The sequence below is a fragment of the Streptomyces sp. NBC_00448 genome (assembly GCF_036014115.1).
Taxonomy (GTDB): Bacteria; Actinomycetota; Actinomycetes; order Streptomycetales; family Streptomycetaceae; genus Actinacidiphila.
In genome coordinates, this window is the sequence record NZ_CP107913.1 from 922,056 (window position 1) to 942,972 (window position 20,917).

General features: G+C 73.5%; 11 protein-coding genes. 1 reads left to right on the forward strand and 10 read right to left on the reverse strand.

Annotated elements, in window-relative coordinates:
• Positions 1-361: 361 nt before the first annotated feature.
• Positions 362-4,234: a glycosyl hydrolase gene (locus OG370_RS03990; protein ID WP_328460634.1), complete on the forward strand. Its 3,873-nt coding sequence runs from the start codon at positions 362-364 to the stop codon at positions 4,232-4,234.
• Positions 4,235-4,288: 54 nt separating this feature from the next.
• Here the strand turns inward: OG370_RS03990 and OG370_RS03995 are convergent, their stop codons facing one another.
• The 10 genes from OG370_RS03995 to OG370_RS04040 all read right to left on the reverse strand — a co-directional run bounded on the left by OG370_RS03995 (position 4,289) and on the right by OG370_RS04040 (position 20,835).
• Positions 4,289-5,314, reverse strand: coding sequence for a mannonate dehydratase (locus OG370_RS03995; protein WP_328460636.1), 1,026 nt, complete (start codon positions 5,312-5,314; stop codon positions 4,289-4,291).
• Positions 5,315-5,325: 11 nt separating this feature from the next.
• Positions 5,326-6,159: an SDR family NAD(P)-dependent oxidoreductase gene (locus OG370_RS04000; protein WP_328460638.1), complete on the reverse strand. Its 834-nt coding sequence runs from the start codon at positions 6,157-6,159 to the stop codon at positions 5,326-5,328.
• A gap of 101 nt (positions 6,160-6,260) precedes the next feature.
• Positions 6,261-7,181 (reverse strand): NAD-dependent epimerase/dehydratase family protein, encoded by a 921-nt coding sequence (locus OG370_RS04005; protein ID WP_328460640.1) that lies wholly within the window; start codon positions 7,179-7,181, stop codon positions 6,261-6,263.
• The gene (locus tag OG370_RS04010; RefSeq protein ID WP_328460642.1) at positions 7,175-11,230 is read right to left on the reverse strand and encodes a fibronectin type III domain-containing protein; all 4,056 of its coding nucleotides are present in this window, start codon (positions 11,228-11,230) and stop codon (positions 7,175-7,177) included. The genes OG370_RS04005 and OG370_RS04010 overlap by 7 nt, the downstream gene beginning before the upstream one ends.
• Positions 11,227-12,183, reverse strand: coding sequence for a carbohydrate ABC transporter permease (locus OG370_RS04015; RefSeq protein WP_328460644.1), 957 nt, complete (start codon positions 12,181-12,183; stop codon positions 11,227-11,229). The genes OG370_RS04010 and OG370_RS04015 overlap by 4 nt, the downstream gene beginning before the upstream one ends.
• Positions 12,180-13,079, reverse strand: a complete 900-nt coding sequence (locus tag OG370_RS04020; RefSeq protein WP_328460646.1) for a carbohydrate ABC transporter permease — start codon at positions 13,077-13,079, stop codon at positions 12,180-12,182. Before OG370_RS04020 ends, OG370_RS04015 begins: the two co-directional genes overlap by 4 nt.
• Positions 13,080-13,117: 38 nt before the next feature.
• Positions 13,118-14,464 (reverse strand): ABC transporter substrate-binding protein, encoded by a 1,347-nt coding sequence (locus tag OG370_RS04025; protein ID WP_328460647.1) that lies wholly within the window; start codon positions 14,462-14,464, stop codon positions 13,118-13,120.
• A gap of 58 nt (positions 14,465-14,522) precedes the next feature.
• On the reverse strand, positions 14,523-15,824 hold the full coding sequence (locus OG370_RS04030) for an enolase C-terminal domain-like protein (RefSeq protein WP_328460649.1): 1,302 nt from the start codon (positions 15,822-15,824) through the stop codon (positions 14,523-14,525).
• Between the two features lie 85 nt (positions 15,825-15,909).
• Entirely contained in the window at positions 15,910-18,813 is a 2,904-nt protein-coding gene (locus OG370_RS04035) for a sugar-binding protein (RefSeq protein WP_328460651.1), read from the reverse strand.
• A gap of 33 nt (positions 18,814-18,846) precedes the next feature.
• Positions 18,847-20,835 (reverse strand): alpha-galactosidase, encoded by a 1,989-nt coding sequence (locus OG370_RS04040; protein ID WP_328460653.1) that lies wholly within the window; start codon positions 20,833-20,835, stop codon positions 18,847-18,849.
• Positions 20,836-20,917 lie beyond the last annotated feature (82 nt).

Consider the following 20,917-nt stretch of genomic DNA (forward strand, 5'->3'; position numbering starts at 1 on the left):
CGAGTCGAGCGGCGCCGCCGGCCCGTACGCCCACGTCGGCGCCCACAGTGTCGAACACGCCCCGCGCACCCTCGCTCACCACTCGACAGCGGCCGATCGAGCCCCGACCCACCACCGCAGTTCACCCCCGTGCCCACGCGCCCTCGCTTCCCACACTCCGCGCCTCGGTCCCGCACGCGGTCGGCGTGGCCACCCGCCCCGCGCGGCGCCGCCGTGACGGCCGGTCAGGTGGACGGCGGCCACCCACCGACATCTCACCACGAACACGGACGTGTCGTGCTTTTCTCCCGCGAATCCGCCGGATACAAAGGGCGTTCTGACGTCGGTCGGTCCGGATCGCGTCCACACGTCCGGAGGCGCAGTGACCAGACCACGAGGCAGCGGGCACCGGACCCGGCGCGGTTCCTGGGCGGCACTGGCCATGGCGGCCGCGCTGCTCGCCTCCGCGACGACGGCGAGCACGGCCACGGCCACGGCCACGGTTACGGGCGAGGGCGCCGCCACGGCCGGTGCCGCGCCCCGGGTGAAGGAGCCCAACCCCGTGCTCACCGCAGCCTCGTTCGCGAACCCGCCGGCGGTGGACCGGCCGAAGTACCGCTGGTGGCTGCCGGTCGCCGACGAGTCGGACGCCGAACTGCGGTCCCAGCTCGGGCAGATCGCCGCGGCCGGCGCCGGCGGCGCGGAGGTGACGGCCTTCCCGGCCCCCAACGCCCCCGGAAGCACCCTGCACAGCAGCGAGCCGTACCTGTCGACGTACGGCTACGGCACCGCCCTGTGGTCGCACCGGGTGCAGGTGATGGAGACGGAGGCGGCGAAGGACGGGCTGATCCTGGACCTCGCCGCCGGCCCGAGGTGGCCGCCGACCGTGCCGAGCGTCGCCGGCCTCAACCAGCCGCAGGTGGCCCAGCAGGTCCTCTACGGGCGGGAGTTCGACGCGCCCGGCAGCACCCGGGCGGGCGCCCTGCCGGCCACGCTCGTGCCGCCGCCGTCGGTGATCAGGACGCTGTGCGGCCGGGTCGCCGCGGGCGCCGGCACGGTCCTGCTCGACTCGACGCGGAACCTCGCCGCCGGGGACCGGATCGCGCTCGGCCCGGCCGGCGCCACCGGGACGGCTACCGCCACCGGGACCGACGTGGTGACCGTGCGGAAGGTGGGCACCTCCTCCCCGTGCACCACCCTCGCCGGCGCCACCGGTGCGGGCGCGACCAGGGTGGTGACGGCGACCACCGACACCAATCTGGTCGCGGGCGTGACCGTGACGATCGGGTCGGGCGCCGACCAGGACACCGCGACGATCAGATCAGCGGGCGGCACGGCCGGCAGCACCACGCTGTCGGCCGCGACCACGGCCGGCGCGACCACGCTCGTGCTGTCCTCCGTCGCCGGGATCGAGGCCGGCGACACCCTCACCGTGGACCCGGGCGCCGCCGTCGAGTCCGCGCGGGTGTCGGCCGTCGATCCGGCCACCAGGCAGGTCACCGTCCGCACCGCGCTGGGCGCCGCGCACCCGCCCGGTGCCGCGGTGAGCGACGCCGGGCAGGACCTCACCTTCACCACCGCCCTGGCACACGCCCACGCGGCGGGCGAGCGGATCGTCGCACCCGGCACCGGCGTCACGGTCACCCCGGTGGGAGCCGCGCACGCCGTCGGCGAGCGGGCGGTGGACACCGCCGCGGAGGAACTCGTCGCGGTCGAGGTCGCGCAGTGTGCCACTGCCTGCGACGCCTCCACCGCGCCGGTCTCCCTGGACCGCTCCTCGGTGACCGACGTCACCGGGAAGCTCGACGCCCGGGGCGGGTTGAGCTACACGTTCCCGCAGGGCAACGGCCGTCCGTGGGTGGTGCTGGACTTCTACCAGACCGCCGACGGCCAGGCCGCGACCAACGTCTCGCCGACCGGTTCCGCGTACGTCCTGGACCACCTGTCGGCGGACGGCGCGACCGCCCTCACCGACTTCTGGGACCGGAACATCCTCGCCGACCCGGCGGTCAAGGACGCCATCGCGCGGACCGCCCGCACCGCCGGCACCCCGGCGATCTTCGAGGACTCGCTGGAGCTGTCCGACGAGCTCACCTGGACCTGGGACTTCCCCGACCGGTTCCGGCAGTCGCGCGGCTACTCCGTCGACCAGGCGCTGCCCGCGCTGGCCGGCTTCGACGCCCGCCGGGTGAGCGGCCACCCGGTCGCGTTCACCTACAGCGACGGCCAGAGCGCCCGCATGGTCAGGGACTACGAACAGACCTTCAGCGACCTGTACGGCAACCGCTACCTGACCGCGCTGGAGAGCTGGGCCGAGGCCAACGGCCTGACCGTCAGGGCGCAGGCGTACGGCGCCCCGATCGACGCCGCCGAGGCAGACACGCACGTCGGCATCCCCGAGGGCGAGGGCTTCGAGTTCAACGGCAAGAACCCCGACCAGGACTTCAAGGTCATCGCGGCGGGCGCCGACCGCACCGGCGCGACCATCGTGTCCGGCGAGTGCTGCGCGATCAAGACGCAGGTCTGGGCCACCACCGCCGCGCAGAACCTGACCAGCGAGGTCTACGTCGACATGGCCGGCGGCGACAACCAGATCGTCTGGCACGGCATGCCCTACCCGACCGCCCCGGCCGGCTCGGGCGCCGGGTCGGTCTGGCCCGGCTTCAGCTACGGCGGCAACACCAGCTTCTCCGAGGCGTGGGGCCCGCGGATGCCGCAGTGGCGCGACGCCCGGGCGCTCAACGACGACATCGCCCGCATGTCCCTGGTGCTGCGCCAGGGCAGGCCCAGTTACGACGTCGGCGTCTACTACCAGAACGTGGGCCTGGCGGGTCAGGCGTACGACGACCCGGCGAGCGTCGTCAAGAACACCTCGGCAATGGCGGCGGCCGGCTACACCTACGGCTACGCGGACTCCGCCTTCCTCACCGACGCGTCGAAGGACTACCGCGACGGCGTGCTCTTCCCCGGGGCGTCGGACTACCACGCCCTGGTCCTCGACGACCCCCGGTCGCTGAAGGCCGCCGACGCCACCCAGATCCTCGCGCTCGCCCGGGCGGGCCTGCCCGTGGTCGTCATCGGCCCGGCCGCGCCGGCGGCGATGGCCACCCCCGGATACGACGCCGGCCCGGCCGACCGGAGCGTCCAGGCGGACTGGAACGCCCTCTACGCCCTGGCCGGCGAGGACGGCGCGACCGCGAAGGCGGCCGGGCACCATGTGGTGCGGGTGGATGCGGAGGCGGCCGTGCCCGGCGCGCTGGCGCGCCTGGGCATCACCCCGGCCGCCGCGCACACCGGCGACCCCACCAGCGGCGCCCTCCTGGACGTCCGCCGCGACGACGGCGCCACGCAGTACTACTACCTGTACAACAACTCGGCCCGGGCGGTGGACCAGCGCCTCACCCTCACCGGCAAGGGGACGCCCTACGCGCTGAACACGTGGACCGGGGCCGTCACCCCGCTCGCGCAGTACGCCGCGTCCGGCGGCGCGGTCACGCTCGACGTGCGGCTCGGCGCCCACGACGCCACGGTGGTCGCCGTGAGCACCGACACCGGGAAGTTCGGCACCGGTCCCGGCCCGGTCGCCGCCACCGCCACGACCGCCGACCGGGCGGTCTTCGACGCCGGCGGAGGCCTGGCGATCGAGTCGAGCCGCCCGGGCACGTTCCGCACCACGCTGTCCGACGGCCGTACGGCCGGCACCGCCATCACCGACGTGCCGGCGGCCAGCACCCTCGCGAACTGGCAGCTGACCGTGGACAGTTGGACCCCGGGCCGGACCGGCGCGCCCGGCGACACCGCCCACACCACGATCGGCCCGATCGCCGTCAGCGCCGACCCGGGCACCGGCGCGCTGCCCGCCTGGACCGCCGTCACCAAGGCGGCCGGCCACCCCGTCGACCTCCAGGACGTCGCCGGCACCGCCGACTACACCACCCACCTGACCCTGCCGCCGGGTTGGACCGGCGGCCGGCACGCCTTCCTCGACCTCGGCCGCGTCACCGACACCGCCGAGGTCACCGTCAACGGCACGGCGCTGCCACCGGTGGACTTCGCCGACCCGTCCCGGATCGACCTCGGCAACGCGCTGAGGAGCGGGGACAACACCCTCACCGTGCATGTCGCCACCCCGCTGGTCAACGCCGTCCGGGTCGCCCCCGGCACCGGCGCGAGCGGCCGGACCCGCACCGGCAACGGCCTGCTCGGCCCCGTGGTCCTCACGCCGTACGGCCGGGCCGCCGTCACCACCGGATGACCCGACCGTCGGTCCGGGCGGTCCGGCGCCCGGACCGGCGCGGTCCCCGCGGGCTCACCGCCGGACGGCGTCCAGCACCCCCTGGAGGTAGCCGATCGCGTACGACCGGCCGCGGCTGATGTACGCGTCCGCGGAGGTGTCCGCCCAGGTGCCGGGGTCGCCGACCAGGGCGGGGACGTGGTCGTCGATCACGAACCCGTCGAAGCCGACCTCGTCCAGCAGGCCGAAGACCCCGGGCACGTCCAGATTGCCCTCGCCGAGGAAGCACTCGGCGAAGCGGGGGACGGTGCCCTGCACATCCCGGAAGTGGACGTAGAAGATCTTGCCGGCCGGGCCCATCGCGCGGATGATCTCCTCCGCGGCCGCCTGGCCGGCCATCTCCGAGACGGTGCCCAGACACAAGTCCAGCCCCCAGGCGGGGCTGCCGCCGCTGCGCCGCCACGCCTCGGCGAGCGCCGCGGGCGAGGTGAAGATGCGGGTCGCGCCGCCCAGCGGCTCGTCGACCGGCGGGTCGTCGGGGTGCAGGGCGAGCCGTACGCCCTCGGCCTCGGCGACCGGCAGGACCGCGTCCAGGAAGTACTGGTGGTGGGCCCAGGACTGCTCGGCGGTGATCGGCTCGGTGATCGGCTCCTCGGGGGTGAGCTTGTAGCCGGCCAGGGCGTTGCCGGCCGGGGCCAGGTCGAGGTCGAAGCCGGTCACGGCGGCGCCGCCGCGGCCGGGGGCGTCCATCGTGGTGCGCCACACGTAGGTCGGCAGCCAGTTGTAGCCGAGCAGGTCGTAGCCGGTCGCGGCCATGTTGCGCAGGGTCCGGCAGAAGCCCTCGATCTGCTCGTCCCGGCCCGGCAGCCCGCGCTGGATCTTGAAGAAGTGCGCGGCGGGCACGTTCTCCAGCCCCTCGATCCGCAGCCCCGCCTCCTCGCAGCGGCCGCGCAGGGCGGCGAGTTCGGCCGTGCTCCAATGTCCGTCGGTGCCGGGCAGGTCCTTCGGCGCGTGGAACTGGAGGCTGCCGAGGCCCAGTTGGCGCGCGAAGGTGCCGATCCGGTCGTCGTAGGCGTCTATGTGCCCGAGAGCGATACGCATCACCATGACGGTCAGCCTCCCATGGCGGGTCCGGCGGTGTCCCGCGGCAGGGCGACGGCGAGCTTGGCCAGCAGCCCGCCGTCCACGGGCACGTCCACGCCGGTGACGAACGCGGCGCGGGCGCCGGCCAGGAAGGCGATCACCTCGGCGACCTCCCGCGGCCGCGCGATCCGGCCGAGCGGATGGTCGCGGCCCCAGTCGTCGAGCAGCCGGGTCACCGCGCCCGCGCTGCCGTCGGTGAACAGTTCGGCCGAGCGCCGCAGCATCGGGGTGTCGACGGAGCCGGGGCAGACCGCGTTGACCCGTACCCCGTTCGGGGCCTCGTCCACGGCCATGGAGCGCACCAGCGCGTTGAGCGCGCCCTTGGCCGCCGCGTACGCGGCGACGTTGGACTGCGTGGCGCGTCCCTGCACCGAGGACACCACCACCACCGCGCCGCCCCCGGCGCTGCGCCGCAGGTGCGGCAGCGCGGCGCGCGCGGCCAGGAACACCCCTTTGACGTTGACCGCGAACACCTCGTCCCAGGTCTTGTCGTCGGTGTCGGCCACGGTGCCGTACCGCTGGATGCCCGCCGACGTCACCAGGACGTCCAGGCCGCCGAAGGCGTGCACGGTCCGCCGCACCGCCTCGGCGACCGCGGCGGGGTCGCAGACGTCGGCGACGAGCGGCACCGCCCGGCCGCCGGCCGCGGTGATCGCCTCGACGGTCTCGTGTGTGCCCGCCGCGTCCAGGGCACTGACCGCCACCGCGGCGCCGGACGTGGCCAGCAACTCCGCGGCGGCCCGGCCGATGCCGCTCGATCCCCCGGTCACCAGCGCGACACGACCGGCGTGTTCCTCACCCATGCGTTCCCTCTCCCAGTCAGATTCCCGGCCAAGTGCCCCTGATGACAACGTTGTTCGCCACCCGGACGGCCCGTACAGCCCCACGACCGATCCTTCTGCCCTCAACCGAGCGGCATGGTGCAGAAGTTGCCACCGACCCGGAAGTTGCGGGCCGCCGACGGATCGAGGTCCGCCGGGCCGAACGCTCCGGAGTCCAGGACGGCGGCCAGATGGTCCTCGGCGTCGTCCCGGGGGCGGTAGCCGATCGCCTCCCCTTCCGACAGGGACCACCACCGGCGGGTGTTGCGGGAGATGCCCCACAGCACCCGGTATCCGGCCGGCTCCGCCCGCAGGCAGGACTCGACCAGCCGGGCCGCGTCGTCCGGCGACAGCCACACCGCCAGGTCCTCCGGCGCGCGCGGCACCGGCCGGAACGCCCCGATCCGCAGGCAGGAGACGTCGACTCCGTACCTGCTGTGGTGCAGCGCGCCGAGCGCCTCCAGCGCGGCCTTCCCGACGCCGTAGTACGTGTCCGGGCGCGGCGTGATGTCCGCGGGCAGGTCGGCGCGGACCGCTTCGCGGCGTGCGGCGGCAGCGTGATCGCCCGCACCGAAGCCGACGGCATCACCCACGTCACCGGCACCGCCGGCATCGCCGCGCCGGGCCGGGTCGTCGCGGGTGCGGAACCCGACGGCATGGATGCTGGAGGCGAGCACCACCCGCGGCACGCCGTGGCGGCAGGCGGCTTCCAGCACCCGTTGCGTGCCGTCGATGTTGACCTCCCTGATCCGCTCCCAGGGTTCCTCCCCGGCGAGCCCGCCCAGGTGCACCACCGCGTCGACGGCCCGGCACGCGGCGTCGATCGCCTCGGGGTCGGTGAAGGAGGCCCGGACGACCTCCACGTCCTCGCCGGCTTCCGGCGGCGCGATCTCCGCGATGTCCAGCAGCCGCAGGACGCGGCCGGGCCGGGCCAGCCGCGGGCGCAGCGCCCGCCCGATCCGGCCGGCCGCGCCGGTGACCAGGACGCGCTGCCGGGTCACCACGCCTGCTCCACCGGGTCGGCGGCGTCCGGCAGCCGGGCCGGCGGCCGCTGCTCGTCGTACGGCGCCGGGGTCGCCGAGGCGGGCAGGTACGGCGGCCGGAGGTAGCTGTGGTGGCGCCGGAAGGCGAGCTCCACCGGCGGGTACCAGTGCCGCCAGCTGCCGGGATCGGTGTCCGTGGCGGGCGACATGGGGCCGAGGCCGTTGCCGTTCTCGGCCGCGACCGCGTACTCGTGGACCGGCGTGCCACCGGGTACGGCCTCGCCCGGGTCGCCGGTGGCCGGCACCGTCCCGGGCACCTGGTCGACGAACTCGAAGGCCAGGCCCGCGAAGATCTCCCGGAAGTCGGTGTCGCCCTTGCGGCGCCGGTAGAGCCGGTAGCGGGCCGCGCCGAGCACCTCGCCCCAGGTGGCGGTGACCGTGCCGGCGCCGAGCCGGAGCGTCAGGCCGTCCGGCGGGTCGGGGGCCCGGCTGGTGGCGTGCAGCGGGTAGTCGGCGCCCGGGGCGCCGCTGCGGTCGGCGTTCCGGGCGGTGACCCGGACGTGGTACTTGGTGCCGTCGGCCAGCCCGGCCAGCGCGCCCGGGCCGGTGACGGTGTGCCCGGCCGCCGTCCAGGTCGTGCCGCCGTCCTCGCTGACTTCGAGCAGATACGTGTCCGCGCCCGCGACCGGCGCGAAGTGCACCACCGCGCCGCCGGGGACGGTCGTGGTCCGCACGATCCGCGGCGGCATCGGCTCGGGCCGCCGGGCGGTCAGCTCCCACTGGTGCCGGCCGGCGGGCAGCGCGACCCGCAGGATGTCGTCGTGCGAGGACGCGAGCGGGGCCAGTTCCGCGCCGTCGACGTGGAACGCGGCCCCGGCGGGGCGCCCGCCGAGCAGGTGCAAGGTCACCGCGCTGTCGCCGGGCGCGTCGTAGCTGCCGCGGAGCTCGCGGGGGTCGCGGTAGCGCAGGCTGATGCCCAGGTCCGGGTCCTCGGTGGTCAGCAGCACGTCCGCGGTGCCGACGGCGCTGCCGTGGAAGAGCGCCAGTTCGCGACCGCCGTCGTCGAACAGCCGGATCACGCCGGCGGTGCCGGTGAAGCGCAGCCCCTCGCCGGCGAAGTCGACCGCCTTCGGTTCGTAGTGCGTCGCCGCCTGGTGGCGGAAGACGTGGTCGACGCTGTGCGGGGTACGGACCTTCGCGCCCCACGGGGTGCTGCTCGCGGGGGCCACGGTCAGGTCGTCGCGGTGGCTGACGACGGCGAGCGTGTTGCCGTTCGACCCGTCGGCCCTGCCCTCCAGTCGCACCCCGCGGGTGCCGTCCGTGGCGAACGTGCCGTCGAGCGCGCCGTCCTCGCGCACCCCGCGCACCACATGGATGAACGGCATCGCGTCGGCGAGGTGGCCGTAGCTGTTGGCGTCATGGCCGTTGGCCGCGGTCGGCACCGACCACGTCCACACCATCCGCTGGCCCGGCGCGAAGGCGTCGTAGGTGACCAGGTAGTCGCCGCCGACCAGCAGGACGCTGCGGCCGAGGTAGAGCTCGCCGATCGGGCTGCCGGGGTCGGAGGTGATCTCGGCGTACTGCGCGCCGCCGAGGTCGTACATCGGGCGGTCCAGCGTGTGGTTGCCGATCCCGCGGAAGGCGCCGTCCCTCCACACCGCGCAGGAGGTGGCGAAGGTCGCGTCGGGCACCCGGCGGTCGCCGGCGTCCTCGGGGCCGTGGCCGCTGTAGGAGCGGCCGGCGGCGTAGTAGTAGAGGTGGCCGTTGCCGTTGTCGTCGGCGATCCCCCAGCGGTAGTTGGGCCCGCGGTCGACCTGCTGGAGGAAGACCGCGACCTCGTCCGGGCGGTCCACGCCGGCGCGCAGCGTGACGCCGTACCCGGTGTACTTCGCGCTGCGCAGCCGCGGGTTGGTGCCGCGCTCGCCCGCCGAGCGGACCGTGACGTGCCACGGGTCGGGCGCGTCCGGCGGGCTGTCCAGCCGCCGGGCGGTGGGGTCGCTGCCCCACATCAGGTGCTCGGCGACCAGCGGGCGGTAGCGGTGCAGCGCCTCGCCGAGCAGCCGCATCTCGATGGGAGGGCGGCGCGGCCAGTACGCGTGCGCCCCCTGCGCGGGATGCAGCCGGCGAAGCTCGCCGGTCCCGGTGACGTCGATCGGCGCGCTGAGCGCGTGGACCAGCCAGTCGCCGAGGGCGGCGAACTCCGGGGTGGCCATCCGATTGCGCCCGTCGGCCTGCCGGCCCAGGAAGTTGCCCTGGGCGGCGGGCCGCAGGAAGGCCCAGACGTACGTGGACAGGCTCTCGGTCCAGCGGCCGGGGCGGGCGTGGCGGGAGGGCAGTGCCGGGCGGGTGTGGAAGACGCCGGACAGCTCGCAGAACTTCTCGAACTGGTCCAGCCACTCCCCCGCGGCCTCGTGCTCGGGGAAGAGCCACGCCAGACAGGCCAGCGCGGCCTTGCCGTCGGCGAGGAAGTTGGGGTGCCCGCCCATCATCCGCCGCAGCGGGCCGATCTCCTCGCCCGCCGAGACGTACCCGGTCAGCAGCAGCAGGGCGTCGACGCGTGCGCGCTGCCCGGCGTCGAGCCGGTCGGCGAACCGGTCGTAGCCGTCCAGCAGCCGGTCGTAGAGCGGGCGTTGGCCGATGTTGAGGTAGCCGGCGAGTTCGTTCACGCCGTTCGCGATCAGCCGTGGGCCCTCGCTGCCGTACAGCAGCGCGTCCACGAACTGCTCGGGGGTGTCGAACTCGCCTTCCGTGCAGAGGGGTTCGGGGCGCTTGCCGTGGTAGGTCAGGCGCCAGTCCTTGACCCGGTCGAGGCTGAGGGTGCCCTGCCAGTGGTGCAGGTGGCGCACGTAGGTGGACTGGTACGTCATCGCCCGCCGGCCGCGCAGCACTTCCAGGTCGCGTGCGTGGTGGTAGAAGGCGATGCCGGTGCTGCGCGTGCCGGTGCGCAGCGGCCAGGTCCAGTGCAGCACCCCGTCGTGGCGGAAGCGGATCTGGAGAGTGTCCGCGGAGGCCCAGCCGGCGTACTCGTGGTCCTCCCAACGGGCGTGGTCGCGGATGAACACGCCCATCGCGTCCCCGCCGACCCGGTCCCAGAACGTCGCGTGCGGCCGGACGCCCCAGGCGTAGCTCGGCGCGTAGGGGCCGACGGTGAAGGCCATCCGCTCCCGCGGCCGCTCCCGGCCGCCCGGTCCGGAGAACGACGGGTCCTCGCCGCTGTCGCCGACCACGATCGGCTCGTCGATGCCGAGCCAGTGGTAGACCTCCGGTGACGTGGGGTCGGCGTGGTCGCGCGGGTCCTGCGAGAACGGCCAGGCCGAGGAGAACCGGTGGGTGGGCGCGCATCCCTCCCAGTGCAGCTCCCACGCGGCGCCCTCCGTGTCGAACCCGGTGGCCTCCTCGGCGAGTTCGACGAAGTCGCAGCCGTGCAGGACGCGTACGGTCGCGGTGTACCGCGCGCCGCCGGTGAAGCGGTAGTCCAGCCGGTGGGTGGCGAACAGCGGGCCGTGCTCCACCTGGTGGACGTCGAGGTGTGCGAGGCGCTCGGCGCCGGGGTGCAGGACCGAGTCGCCCACCCAGCCCTGCCCGCGGTCGAGCCGGCGGATCGGGCCGGGCAGGTCCGGGCCGGCGTACCGGCCGGCGGAGGGCAGCAGGACCCGCAGGGGGCCGGCGTCCACCACGATTCCGTCACCGTCACCGTCCTCGGCCGGGGTGACGGTGACCGGCCGGTCGGGTCCGGCCGCCGTCGCCGTCGCGTCCGCGCGCAGGGTGAACACGTGGCGCGCGCCGGGCGCGAGGTCGGCGAAGAAGCAGACGGTGGCCGCCGCCAGGGGCGCGTCGGCGCCCCCGGCCGCGGGGCCCGCCCCGGTGACCTCCGCCAGCTGGAACGGGATCGGCGTGCCGCTCTCGTCGAGCAGCCGGAGCTCGTCGGCGCGCACCGCGGGCGCCACCCACCGCACCGGATAGTGCAGCAGGGTCCTCGGCCAGGCGAACTCCGGGTGGGCGAGCGGGTCCTGGAGCAGGAACCGCACTTCCGAGCCGCCGGCCGGCCAGTCGGTGACGGGGGCCGTCACGCGCCGCCTCCCATCTCGGCGCCCCCGGCGCCGGACGCGCCGGGCGCGACGCCCTGGGTGCCGAACGACGCACCGCCCGCGACGCCTTCGACGAGGTAACGCTGGAGCAGGATGAACAGCAGCATGATCGGCGCGGCCACGATGAACGTGCCGGCCGCGATGAGCGGCCAGTTCTGCGAGTACTCGCCGAAGAACGAGTAGAGCCCTCGGGTGACCGGCCACAGCGCGGAGTCGGAGAGCATCACCAGCGGCAGGATCAGGTTGTTCCAGGCGTGCACGAAGCCGAAGATCCCGAAGGTGGCCAGGGCCGGTTTCATCTGCGGCATGATGATCGTGAAGATGAACCGGATGTAGCCGCAGCCGTCCAGCGCCGCCGCCTCGTCGATCTCGCGCGGGATGCCCTTGATGTAGCCGACGAAGAAGAAGAACCCGGCGCCGGACAGGCTGGTCAGGATCAGGTAGCCGGCCATGCTGTTGTACAGGTGGAGCGTGCGGGCCTCGATGAACAGCGGGATCAGGCCGCCGGGCAGGAAGCCGGAGAAGATGAAGAACGTGTAGAGCCCGTTGGAGTACTTGAAGTAGCCGCGGGAGATGGGGAAGGCGAGGAAGACGCCGAGGACGAGCGTGATGGCGTCGGGGACGGCCGCGTAGACCAGGCTGTTGACCATCTCCCGGCCGAAGTGCCCCTGGTGCCAGGCCGCCGAGAAACTCTCGGTGGTCCACGGGTGGGGCGTGCCGGTGGGGTTCTGCAGGAATCCGGTGTACGTCTTGAACGCCTGGAGCAGGACGTACACCAGCGGCAGGGCGAACAGCCCGGCGGCGATGGCGAAGCAGAGCAGGTTCACCCCCGCCGACTTGGTCCGCTGCCGGGACAGCAGCCCGCGCAGCAACGGGGAGGGGGTGCGCGGAGCGTCGGGGGCCTCGGGTGCCTGGGACACCTGGAGCGTCGTCACAGCGCCACCTCCCGCCGGCGCAGCACGTACAGCAGGCCGCCGCCGATCACGATCGTCAGCACGAACTGGAGCATCGCCAGCATCGAGCCGTAGCCGAGCTGGCTGTCGCTGCCGAAGGCGGCTTGGAACATGTACAGCCCCAGGGTCTTGGTGCCGAAGTTGCCACCGGTCAGGACCAGCACCAGGGCGTACTCGCCCAGCGTGGCCATGGTGGTGAGGAAGACGTTGACGGTGGTGGCCGAGGCCAGCAGCGGCCACGTCACGTGCCGGAACACCCGGAAGCGCCCGGCGCCGTCCATGGCCGCGGCCTCGTACACCGAGCGCGGGATGTTCCGCAGCCCGGCGATGTAGATGAGCATCGAGTACCCGGAGAACATCCACACGTTCACCAGCATCACCAGCGGCAGCGCCAGCGAACTCGACCCGAGGAAGGCGGAGTTGATGCCGAACAGGCCGTGCACGATCTTCTCCGCCGGACCCGAGTAGGGGTCGAGCATGAGCGAGAAGACCGCACCGACCACCGTGACCGAGAAGATCTGCGGCATGAAGATCAGCGCACGGTAGAACGTGTACGAGCGACCGCCCCGGTTCAGCAGCATGGCAAGGCCGAGGCCGATCACGTTCTGCAGTACGGTCACGCCGACCACGTAGATCAGCGTGACCCGTACCGCGCTCCACAGCTGCGGCAGCAGCGAGGTGAAGGCCGTGTGGTAGTTGCACATCCCGCAGAAGTTGAGCGGCGTGCCGGGGAGTCCGGAGTACCGGGTGAACGAGTAGATGATGGTGGCCAGTGACGGGTAGAGCCCGAACAGCAGCCAACCGGCTCCCGGTATCGCGATGCTGGCCCAGGGGATGAACCGCCGCGTCCGTTGGGTTCCGAAGGGACAGCGTGCCACGCCGCGCCTCCTCTCTCAGTTGTGCTCAGGGTCGGTCGTCAGCCCTTGACCGACTTGCGGTACGCGTTGGCCGAGCGGTTGAGGATGGTGTCGACGCTGTCGCTGCCGATCGGCTTCAGCTTGTAGAAGTCCGGGCCGGCCGCGTCCAGGGGCGCGCCCGCGGGCACCCAGGGGTTGGCGAGCTGCTGGAACGCGCCGTCCATGTGGCTGTTGAGCCAGTCCGTCCAGTCCAGGCCGGTGTTCTTCACCGCCGGCTGGGTGGAGACCGAACCGGTCAGCTTCAGCCACTCCTGGTAGTTCTCCGGCTGGGAGAACATCGACAGCCACTCCATGGCCAGATCCTTGTGCTTCGCGCTGGTCGGGACCATCCAGGTGAGGTCCGGGCGCAGCGACACGCGGTTGGCCGAGGCGGTGTCGGTGCCCGGCATGGTGAAGAACCCGAGCTTGAGGTTGGGGTTGGCCTTCTGGATGACCGCCCCGTCCCAGGAACCGTCCAGCAGGAAGGGGTAGTCACTGGCGCGCGCCGCCCAGACGCCGGGCGCGGTCAGCTGGGCGACGCCCGACGCGTTCGGCTCGATGTACTTCATGACCTGCTCGTAGCGCGCGGAGGACTCCTTGTAGACCGGGTCGGTCCAGGACTGGGTGCCCTTCCAGAACGCGTCGGCGCGGTCGTTGGAGACCTTCACCGAGTCCGACGCGGGCTTGCCCTGCATGAGCATCTGGTTCTCGACGCCCTGCCACACGCCGCCCTGCATGCCGTCCTTGCCGGACACGAAGATCGGGGTGATGCCCTTCTTCTTGAGCTTCGCGCAGTCGTCGACGAACTCCTGGAACGTCGTCGGCACGGTCATGCCGTACTTCGCGAGCAGGTCCTTCTTGTACCAGATCGCCCCGGCCGCGGCGTACTGCGCGGCCATCACGCCGTAGACGCCGCCGTTGTGCCCGACGGCGGCGGCCTGGTCGGTGGCGCTGTAGTTCTTCATGAACGGCTGGTTCTTCAGGTCCACCAGTTGTCCGGCCTGGATGAGCGCGGCGGCCCCGGCGGGCTTGAGGCTGGTGTAGCTGGGGGCGAAGCCCGCCTGGGTCGGCGCGGCCAGGCCCAGCACGTCGACGGACTTGGACTGCAGCAGGCTGTTCCACAGCTGGCCCCAGGCGCCGTTGGCGGTCGGCGCCTGCTGGATCTTGACCTTCACCCCGGGGTGGGCCTTCTCGAACTTGGCGTTCAGCTCCTCGGTGAACTGGATGGCGCCGGGGTTGGTCCACTCGGCGACCGTCAGCGTGGTCTTCGCGCTCCCGCCGCCGGACGAGGAGGAACTGCAGCCGGTGAGGCCGATGGACAGGCACGCGGTCGCCGCGAGCAGGGTGACGGTGATGCGGGGTCTCATGAGGGTGGCTCCTTGGAAGAGGTACGGGGGTGACCGGCGGGGGTGACGGACGTCCGGGTCAGGGGCGCTGGAGGGCGCCGTCGGCCCGCCGCGGCGGCTTCCACGCCTGGCCGGGCAGCGCGGCGGGCCGCGGCGGGTACTTGGCGGCCAGTCGCTCGTCGAGGTCGACGCCGAGCCCCGGCCGGTCGCTCGGCCACAGGTGCCCGTCACGGATCTCGGGGCACCCGGGGAACACCTCCCGCGCGGCGGCGCCGAACAGGTGCTGCTCCTGGATGCCGAAGTTGGGCGCGGCCATGTCGAGCGCGAGGTTGGCGGCGTGCCCGATCGGCGAGACGTCGCCCGGCCCGTGCCAGGCGGTGCGCACGCCGAACAGCTCGCAGGCGTTCGCCAGCCGCCAGGCGGGGGTGATGCCGCCGATGGCCGAGACGTGCACGCGGATGAAGTCGCACAGCCGCTCCTGGACGACCGGGCGGTACTCCGCGGGGTTGGTGAACAGCTCGCCGATGGCGATCGGTGTCACCGACCGGCCGCGCAGTATCCGCAGCCACTCGATGTCCTCCGGCGCGACCGGGTCCTCCAGGTAGAACAGGTCGTACGGCTCCAGGTCCGCCGCGATCCGCACGGCGTCGGTGGGGTGCACCCGCTCGTGCACGTCGTGGATCAGCTCGACCTCGGGGCCGACGTGCTCGCGCAGGTGCGCGAACAGCCCGCGGACCGTGCGCCGGTAGGCCGCCGGGTCCCAGGCGTCGGCGGTGAGCGGGCGGTGGGCGCCGGCCGCCGCGGCGGCGGCCGGCGCCCCGTAGGTGCCCGCGCCCGGCACCGCGACCTGGCAGCGCACGTGCCGGTAGCCCTCCGCCATCAGCGCCAGCACCTCGTCGGTGACCTCCTGCGGGTCCCGCCCGGCGGCGTGCGCGTACAGCGGCACCGCGGTACGGCAGCGGCCGCCGAGCAGCTGCCACACCGGCAGTCCGGCCTGCTTGCCCTTGATGTCCCACAGCGCCATGTCCACCCCGGACAGCGCGTTGTTGAGCACCGGCCCCGACCGCCAGTAGCCGCTCACGTGCAGGGTCGACGCGATGTCGGTGATGTCGGCCGGGTCGCGGCCGATCAGCTGCGGGGCCAGGTACTCGTCGACGGCGGTGGCCACGGCCGCCGCGCGCTGGGTGAAGGTGGCGCAGCCGAGTCCGTACAGGCCGGGCTCGCTGGTGTCGACGCGCACCACGACGAGCGTGGTGCCGGCCGGCGCGGTCAGGATCGTCCGGACGCCGGTGATGCGGACGCCGGACGGCTGTGCCCACGGCGGCTCGACCGGCTCGGGCGCCGGCGGGAGTGCGCCGGCATCGGCTGCGTGGTCGCTCACGCGAATGCTCCTGGTTCTGGAGGTGCTGTCGGAAGGTGCCGGCCTGGGGAGGCGGCGGGGTGCGGTGTCACGTCGGGGGTGCGGCTCAGCGGCCGATGCCCCAGCGGGTGTCCACGCGCCCGCCGGCGAACTGGGCGCCGGTGCCCCAGAACGGCGCGAAGTTGTAGCAGCCCGAGGTCGGGGGCTCCGCGGTGGTGGTCGAGTAGGTGGCGCCGTGGCCGCCGGTGCCCGCGTCGGTCACCTGGACCGCGAACGTCGCCGGGGTGACGGTGCCGGGGCGCGCGGCCCTTACCGCGGCGGCCAGTTCGGGCAGCTGGCTCCAGGCGAGCGCGACCTCGTACCGGGTCTGCTTGCCCGTGTCGTCCCGGGAGACCAGCACCCGGCCCTCGGCGCCGCTGTCGGGCTTGGCGTCGAGCGGGCCCAGCGGGGTCGGGAGCACCGCGTTGGTCGGGTAGTAGGTCTGGTAGTTGGTGCCGGGCGCGAGCTGGCGGTGCAGTTCCGAGACGCCGCCGGTGGCCAGGGTCGCCACGTACAGGTGGGAGATCGACCGCAGGCACTTCTCGTAGTGCGCGTCGCCCGCGAGCAGGTCCTCGGTCTTGTCCGCCAGGGCGTCGAAGGCCAACTGGATGCTGTCCGCCTTGAACGGGAAGAGGTACTCGTTGGCCGGGAAGGGCGCGTTGGACAGCTGGACGTCGTCCTCGATCACGGCCCTGACGTACAGGAAGCTGTGGTCCCAGGCGGCCTGGAACGCGTAGTTCTTGGTGTCGCCGGCCGCGGTGGTGCTGGTCATCGTCACCGGCAGGACGCCGTTCCACTGGCTGGCGCTGCCCCCGACGGTGATCGACCGGAACGGCAGGTAGGCGACCTGGACGTCCTGGGTGCCGGTCTGGCGCAGGCCGGGCCGCTGCGGCACCGTCACCTCGTAGCCGACGGTGTACGCGTTCCGGCTGTCGACCTGGAACGCCGTGACGGGGAAGGACAGCGTCTTCGCCTGCCCGGGGGCGAGTTCGACCACCGGTGACACCGGTGCCGCCACCCGCCAGCCGGACGGCGGGGTGATCCGCACCCGCGCGCCGAGCTTCTGCGGCGAGACGTTCTCCACCCGCACCTCGACGGTGCTGGTGGCGTCCAGCGGCTTGGTGAAGGACAGCAGGCTGACCTTCACCGGGGTGCTGTAGTCGAAGCTCGCGCCGCGGGTCAGTACGGCCTTGAGCGCCGCGGGGCTCAGGTCGCTGTCGAAGTACAGGACCTCCCAGGGGTTCAGCGGGAGGGTGACGCGCGAGGAGTGGCCGTCGGCGAGCCGGCGGCCGAGGTAGTCGTAGACGCGGATGCCGCGCGCGCCGTCCAGGGTGAGCGTGCCGGTCCAGCCGGCGCTCTGGTGCTCCTCGGTGCCGTCGAAGAGCTGGTCGGAGTAGACGGCGGCCCGGCCCTTGCCGTCGGTGCCGCGGAACAGGAAACCCCAGGTGGACTTGGCGTCCGGGTAGAGCTCGCCCTCCATCCGGGCGTCCTCCAGCAGGCCCGTCATGGTGGCGTAGGCGACCACCGCGGGCTTGGGGGTCCTGGTCGCGATGTCGTAGATGTCGAAGTCGTCGCCGGAGTACGGCTTGTCGTAGGACAGCGAGAACCAGAAGGCCCGGACCGGCGAGCCCTCCTCGGCGCCGGCGAGCAAGTGCAGCAGGTACGTCGGCGCCACCGTACGGGCCACCCCGTAGGGCGCCTGGCCGGCCGGCACGTCGGTGAAGTTGAACTCGGCGTTGCCCAGTTCGGTCTGCCACTGCCCGCCGCGGCCCTTGGTGCGCGACCACAGCCGGTCCATCTTGATCTGGGTCTTGGTCATCGCGTACTGGGTCGGGTCGGGGTAGCCGTAGGCGTGGTTCACCGAGCCGTCGATGTAGCCGGTGTCCTTCGAGCCCTGCGCGTACACGATGTCGCGGTTGTACGTGACCGATCCGCCGCCGATCAGGTTGACCTGCGGGAAGTCCGGCTTGACCCGGTCCCAGATCAGCTTGCACATGTCGCGGTAGTCCTGGGCGTCGCCGGTCATCCAGGTCCAGCCGTGCACCCACGGCTCGTTCCACAGCTCCCAGTTCTGCACCAGGTCCTGCATCGGCGCGATGGAGTGGTAGACCATGTCGGCGTGCGCGGCCATGTCCTTGGGCCGGTTCTGGTAGAGCAGCACCGGCTTGCCGTCCGGGCCCGGCTCGACGTTCCACGACATGTTGTAGTTGATGCTGCCGAGGGCCTCGATGCCGTAGCGGTTCCACTCCTGGACCTCGGCGCGGGCGGCGTCGATCTCGGCCTGCCCCCAGAACACGCCCGGCGACGGCGAGACGGTGTCCGGTTGGACGGCGACGATGCCGCGCGTCCACTTCACGCCGATCCGCTGGGCGATCTGCTTGGTGACGACCGGCGAGGACTCCGACCGGATGCCCATCCCGAACGGCGAGTCGGGCCGGCGGTCCGCGACGGTCGGGCGGATCACGCCGAGGCCGAGGGTCTGGGCGAGCAACTGGTTCGACGCCGAGTCGGTGACGGTGACGGTGACCGCGTAGAAGTCGGGGTCCAGGGCGCCCAGCGCGACGCTGGTGGTGGTCTCGGTGCCGGCCGGCGCGGTGAACGCGGTGGTCCCGCTGCGCAGCGCGGCCCCGGTACGGGCGGACACCGACCAGGCCACCGAACCGCTGAGCGCCGCCGTCGGGTTGAACACGACCTGGAGGGCGGGACGGGCCGGGGTGTCGCCCTGCACCGGGTAGAGGCCGGTCGGGTCGGAGAACGCGGCGGCGACCACCGGCACCGCGGCGGCGGGCGTGGCCGCGCCCTCGGGCGTGGCGGCGCCGGCGGCCGGCGCGAGGCCCCAGTCCAGGGCATTGGCGGCCGCGGCGCCCGCCACGGTGGCGGCGCCGTAGCCCATGACCTTGCGTCGGGAGATCTCTGCGGGGGCCGGCGCTGCCGGGGTGCTGCGGTCGGATCTGGCGTGGCTGTCGGTCACGGTCGGTCCTCTTCCGTCTTCGTCTTCGGTTCTTCAGCGCGGGGATGGGTCAGGTGAGTGCGATGACTGGGGTGACTGCGGTGGCTCCGGCGTGACGACGCACAGGCCGGAGGGGGGAACGGCGATCCGGGTGAGCCCGGGGCCGAGCGTGCGCGGGCCCGAACCGGCGGGCCTGCCGCAGGCGTCGAAGGTGTCGAGCCGGACCCGGACGCCCGGGCCCTCGACGTCCAGGGCCACATGGGCGGTAGCGGTGGAGTTGACCAGGGCCACCTCGCTGCGGCCGGCCAGGCGGACCGGGGCGACGCGGTGCTCGGCGTAGAAGGCGATGACGGCGCGCCGGCCCAGGCTCGCGGTGACCGTCTGGTGGAGCAGGTCGGGGCGTCCGGTCCGGATCTCGCCCCGGGTGAGGACGTCGCGGTGGGTCCGCCAGAACCCGAGCCAGAACACGGTCATCGCATGGTGCTCCGTGGACAGTCCGGCCAGCTCGACGGAGATCTGCGGGGTGGCGAACAGCGCGGAGTGCAGTTGCCTGGCCGCCGCCCGCGCCGTGGCGCCGGGGTCCCACATGAGCATGTCGGAGTGGACGGCGGCGGTCCCGGCGAGCACCCCGACGTCCAGGGTGCGGACGCGGTTGGCGGTGGCGTCGGCCGGGCAGTCGGCGGCCCGCAGCAGGTTGCCGAAGCCGTGCATGCCGGGTCCGGTGTACGGCTGCCGGAGTTCGACGAGCAGGTCGTCGCCGCGCAGCTCGCGCAGCCGGTCCCGCAGTTCGGTGAGCAACTGCCGCATGGCCAGGCCGACATCGGTGCCGGGTTCGGCGCTGGTGCCGGCTTCGGCATCGGGATCGGTGGCGGTGCCGGTGGCGACGTCGGGTTCCGTGCCGGGATCGGTGCCGGCATCGGTGGCGACGCCGGTGCCGGCGTCCGTGGAGGCACCACCGCCGGCACCGGCGCCGTCATCGCGGCCGGCCCTCTCACCGTCCCGGCCCGCGTAGGCCGTCGCGAAGTCCAGGAAGTCGATCTTGAGTCCGTCGAGCCCGTAGCGGCGGACCAGCTCGACGCAGGAGTCGACGGCGAACCGCCGCGCCGCCGGCCGGCGCGGGTCCAGCACCCGGCAGCCGAGCCGCTCGATCGCGTGCGGCGCGACCTCGGCCATCTCCCGGTGGGCGGCGGTGCGTTCGCCGATGAGCAGCGGGGCGATCCACGCCACGTAGCGCAGCCCCATGCCCTGCACGGTCTTCACGTGCGCGGCGAAGTCCGGGAACTTCGCCGGGTCCGGGTGCCAGTCACCGCTGCCGGAGTAGCCGGCGCCCTCCGCGTGGAGCTGCCAGCCGTCGTCCAGCAGCAGCACCCCGCAGCCGGCCGCCGCGGCCCGCTCGGCCTCGGCCTCGACCCCCGCGGCGGTCACCTGGCGGTGCATCGCGTACCAGGTGGAGTACGCGGGGGTGCGGGCCGCGTCGGGGGTGGGCAGCGCGCCGACGTCGGGCAGGGCGCGGGTCAGGGCCCGTACGGACTCCGCCCAGGGGCGGCCCGGCGCCTGGAGGCGTATCCGGCAGGACTCGCCCGCCCGCAGGTCCATCGCGAGCCAGACGCCGAAGCGGCCCGCCTCCTCGCCGACGCCGAACCGGAGCCGGGTGGTGGCCGCGAGCCGGTCGGAGCCGAAGGCCAGCAGCGTGCGGCCGGCCGCGTCGTAAAGGCAGCCCAGCGGCGCGGAGTCGACGAGGCCGACGGTGCGCCACGGGTTGGCCCAGTCCGCCACCAGGTGGCGGTCCCAGCCGGCCCCGGGGTGCCAGTAGCCCGAGGCGTCCCCGAGCGGAACGTCCAGGCGCAGCACGGTCGTTGCGGCCGTCTCGGCGCGGAGGTGCAGCACCGTCGCGCTCTCGGCGCCCTGTGTCCCGGCCTCCTGCGCCCCGGCGTCCTCGATGCCCAGCCGCGCGCCGTCCGTCAGCAGGCTGACCACGGCGCCCCGCACGCGCAGCGCGTCGCCGTCGACCCACAGTCGCGCCGGATCGGCGAACTCGGCCATCACCACTCCCCTCCACGGTCGGGTCGCACCCGACCAACTGAGACAACGTTGGCTGAGATCCCGGACAGCGGGGATCACAGGG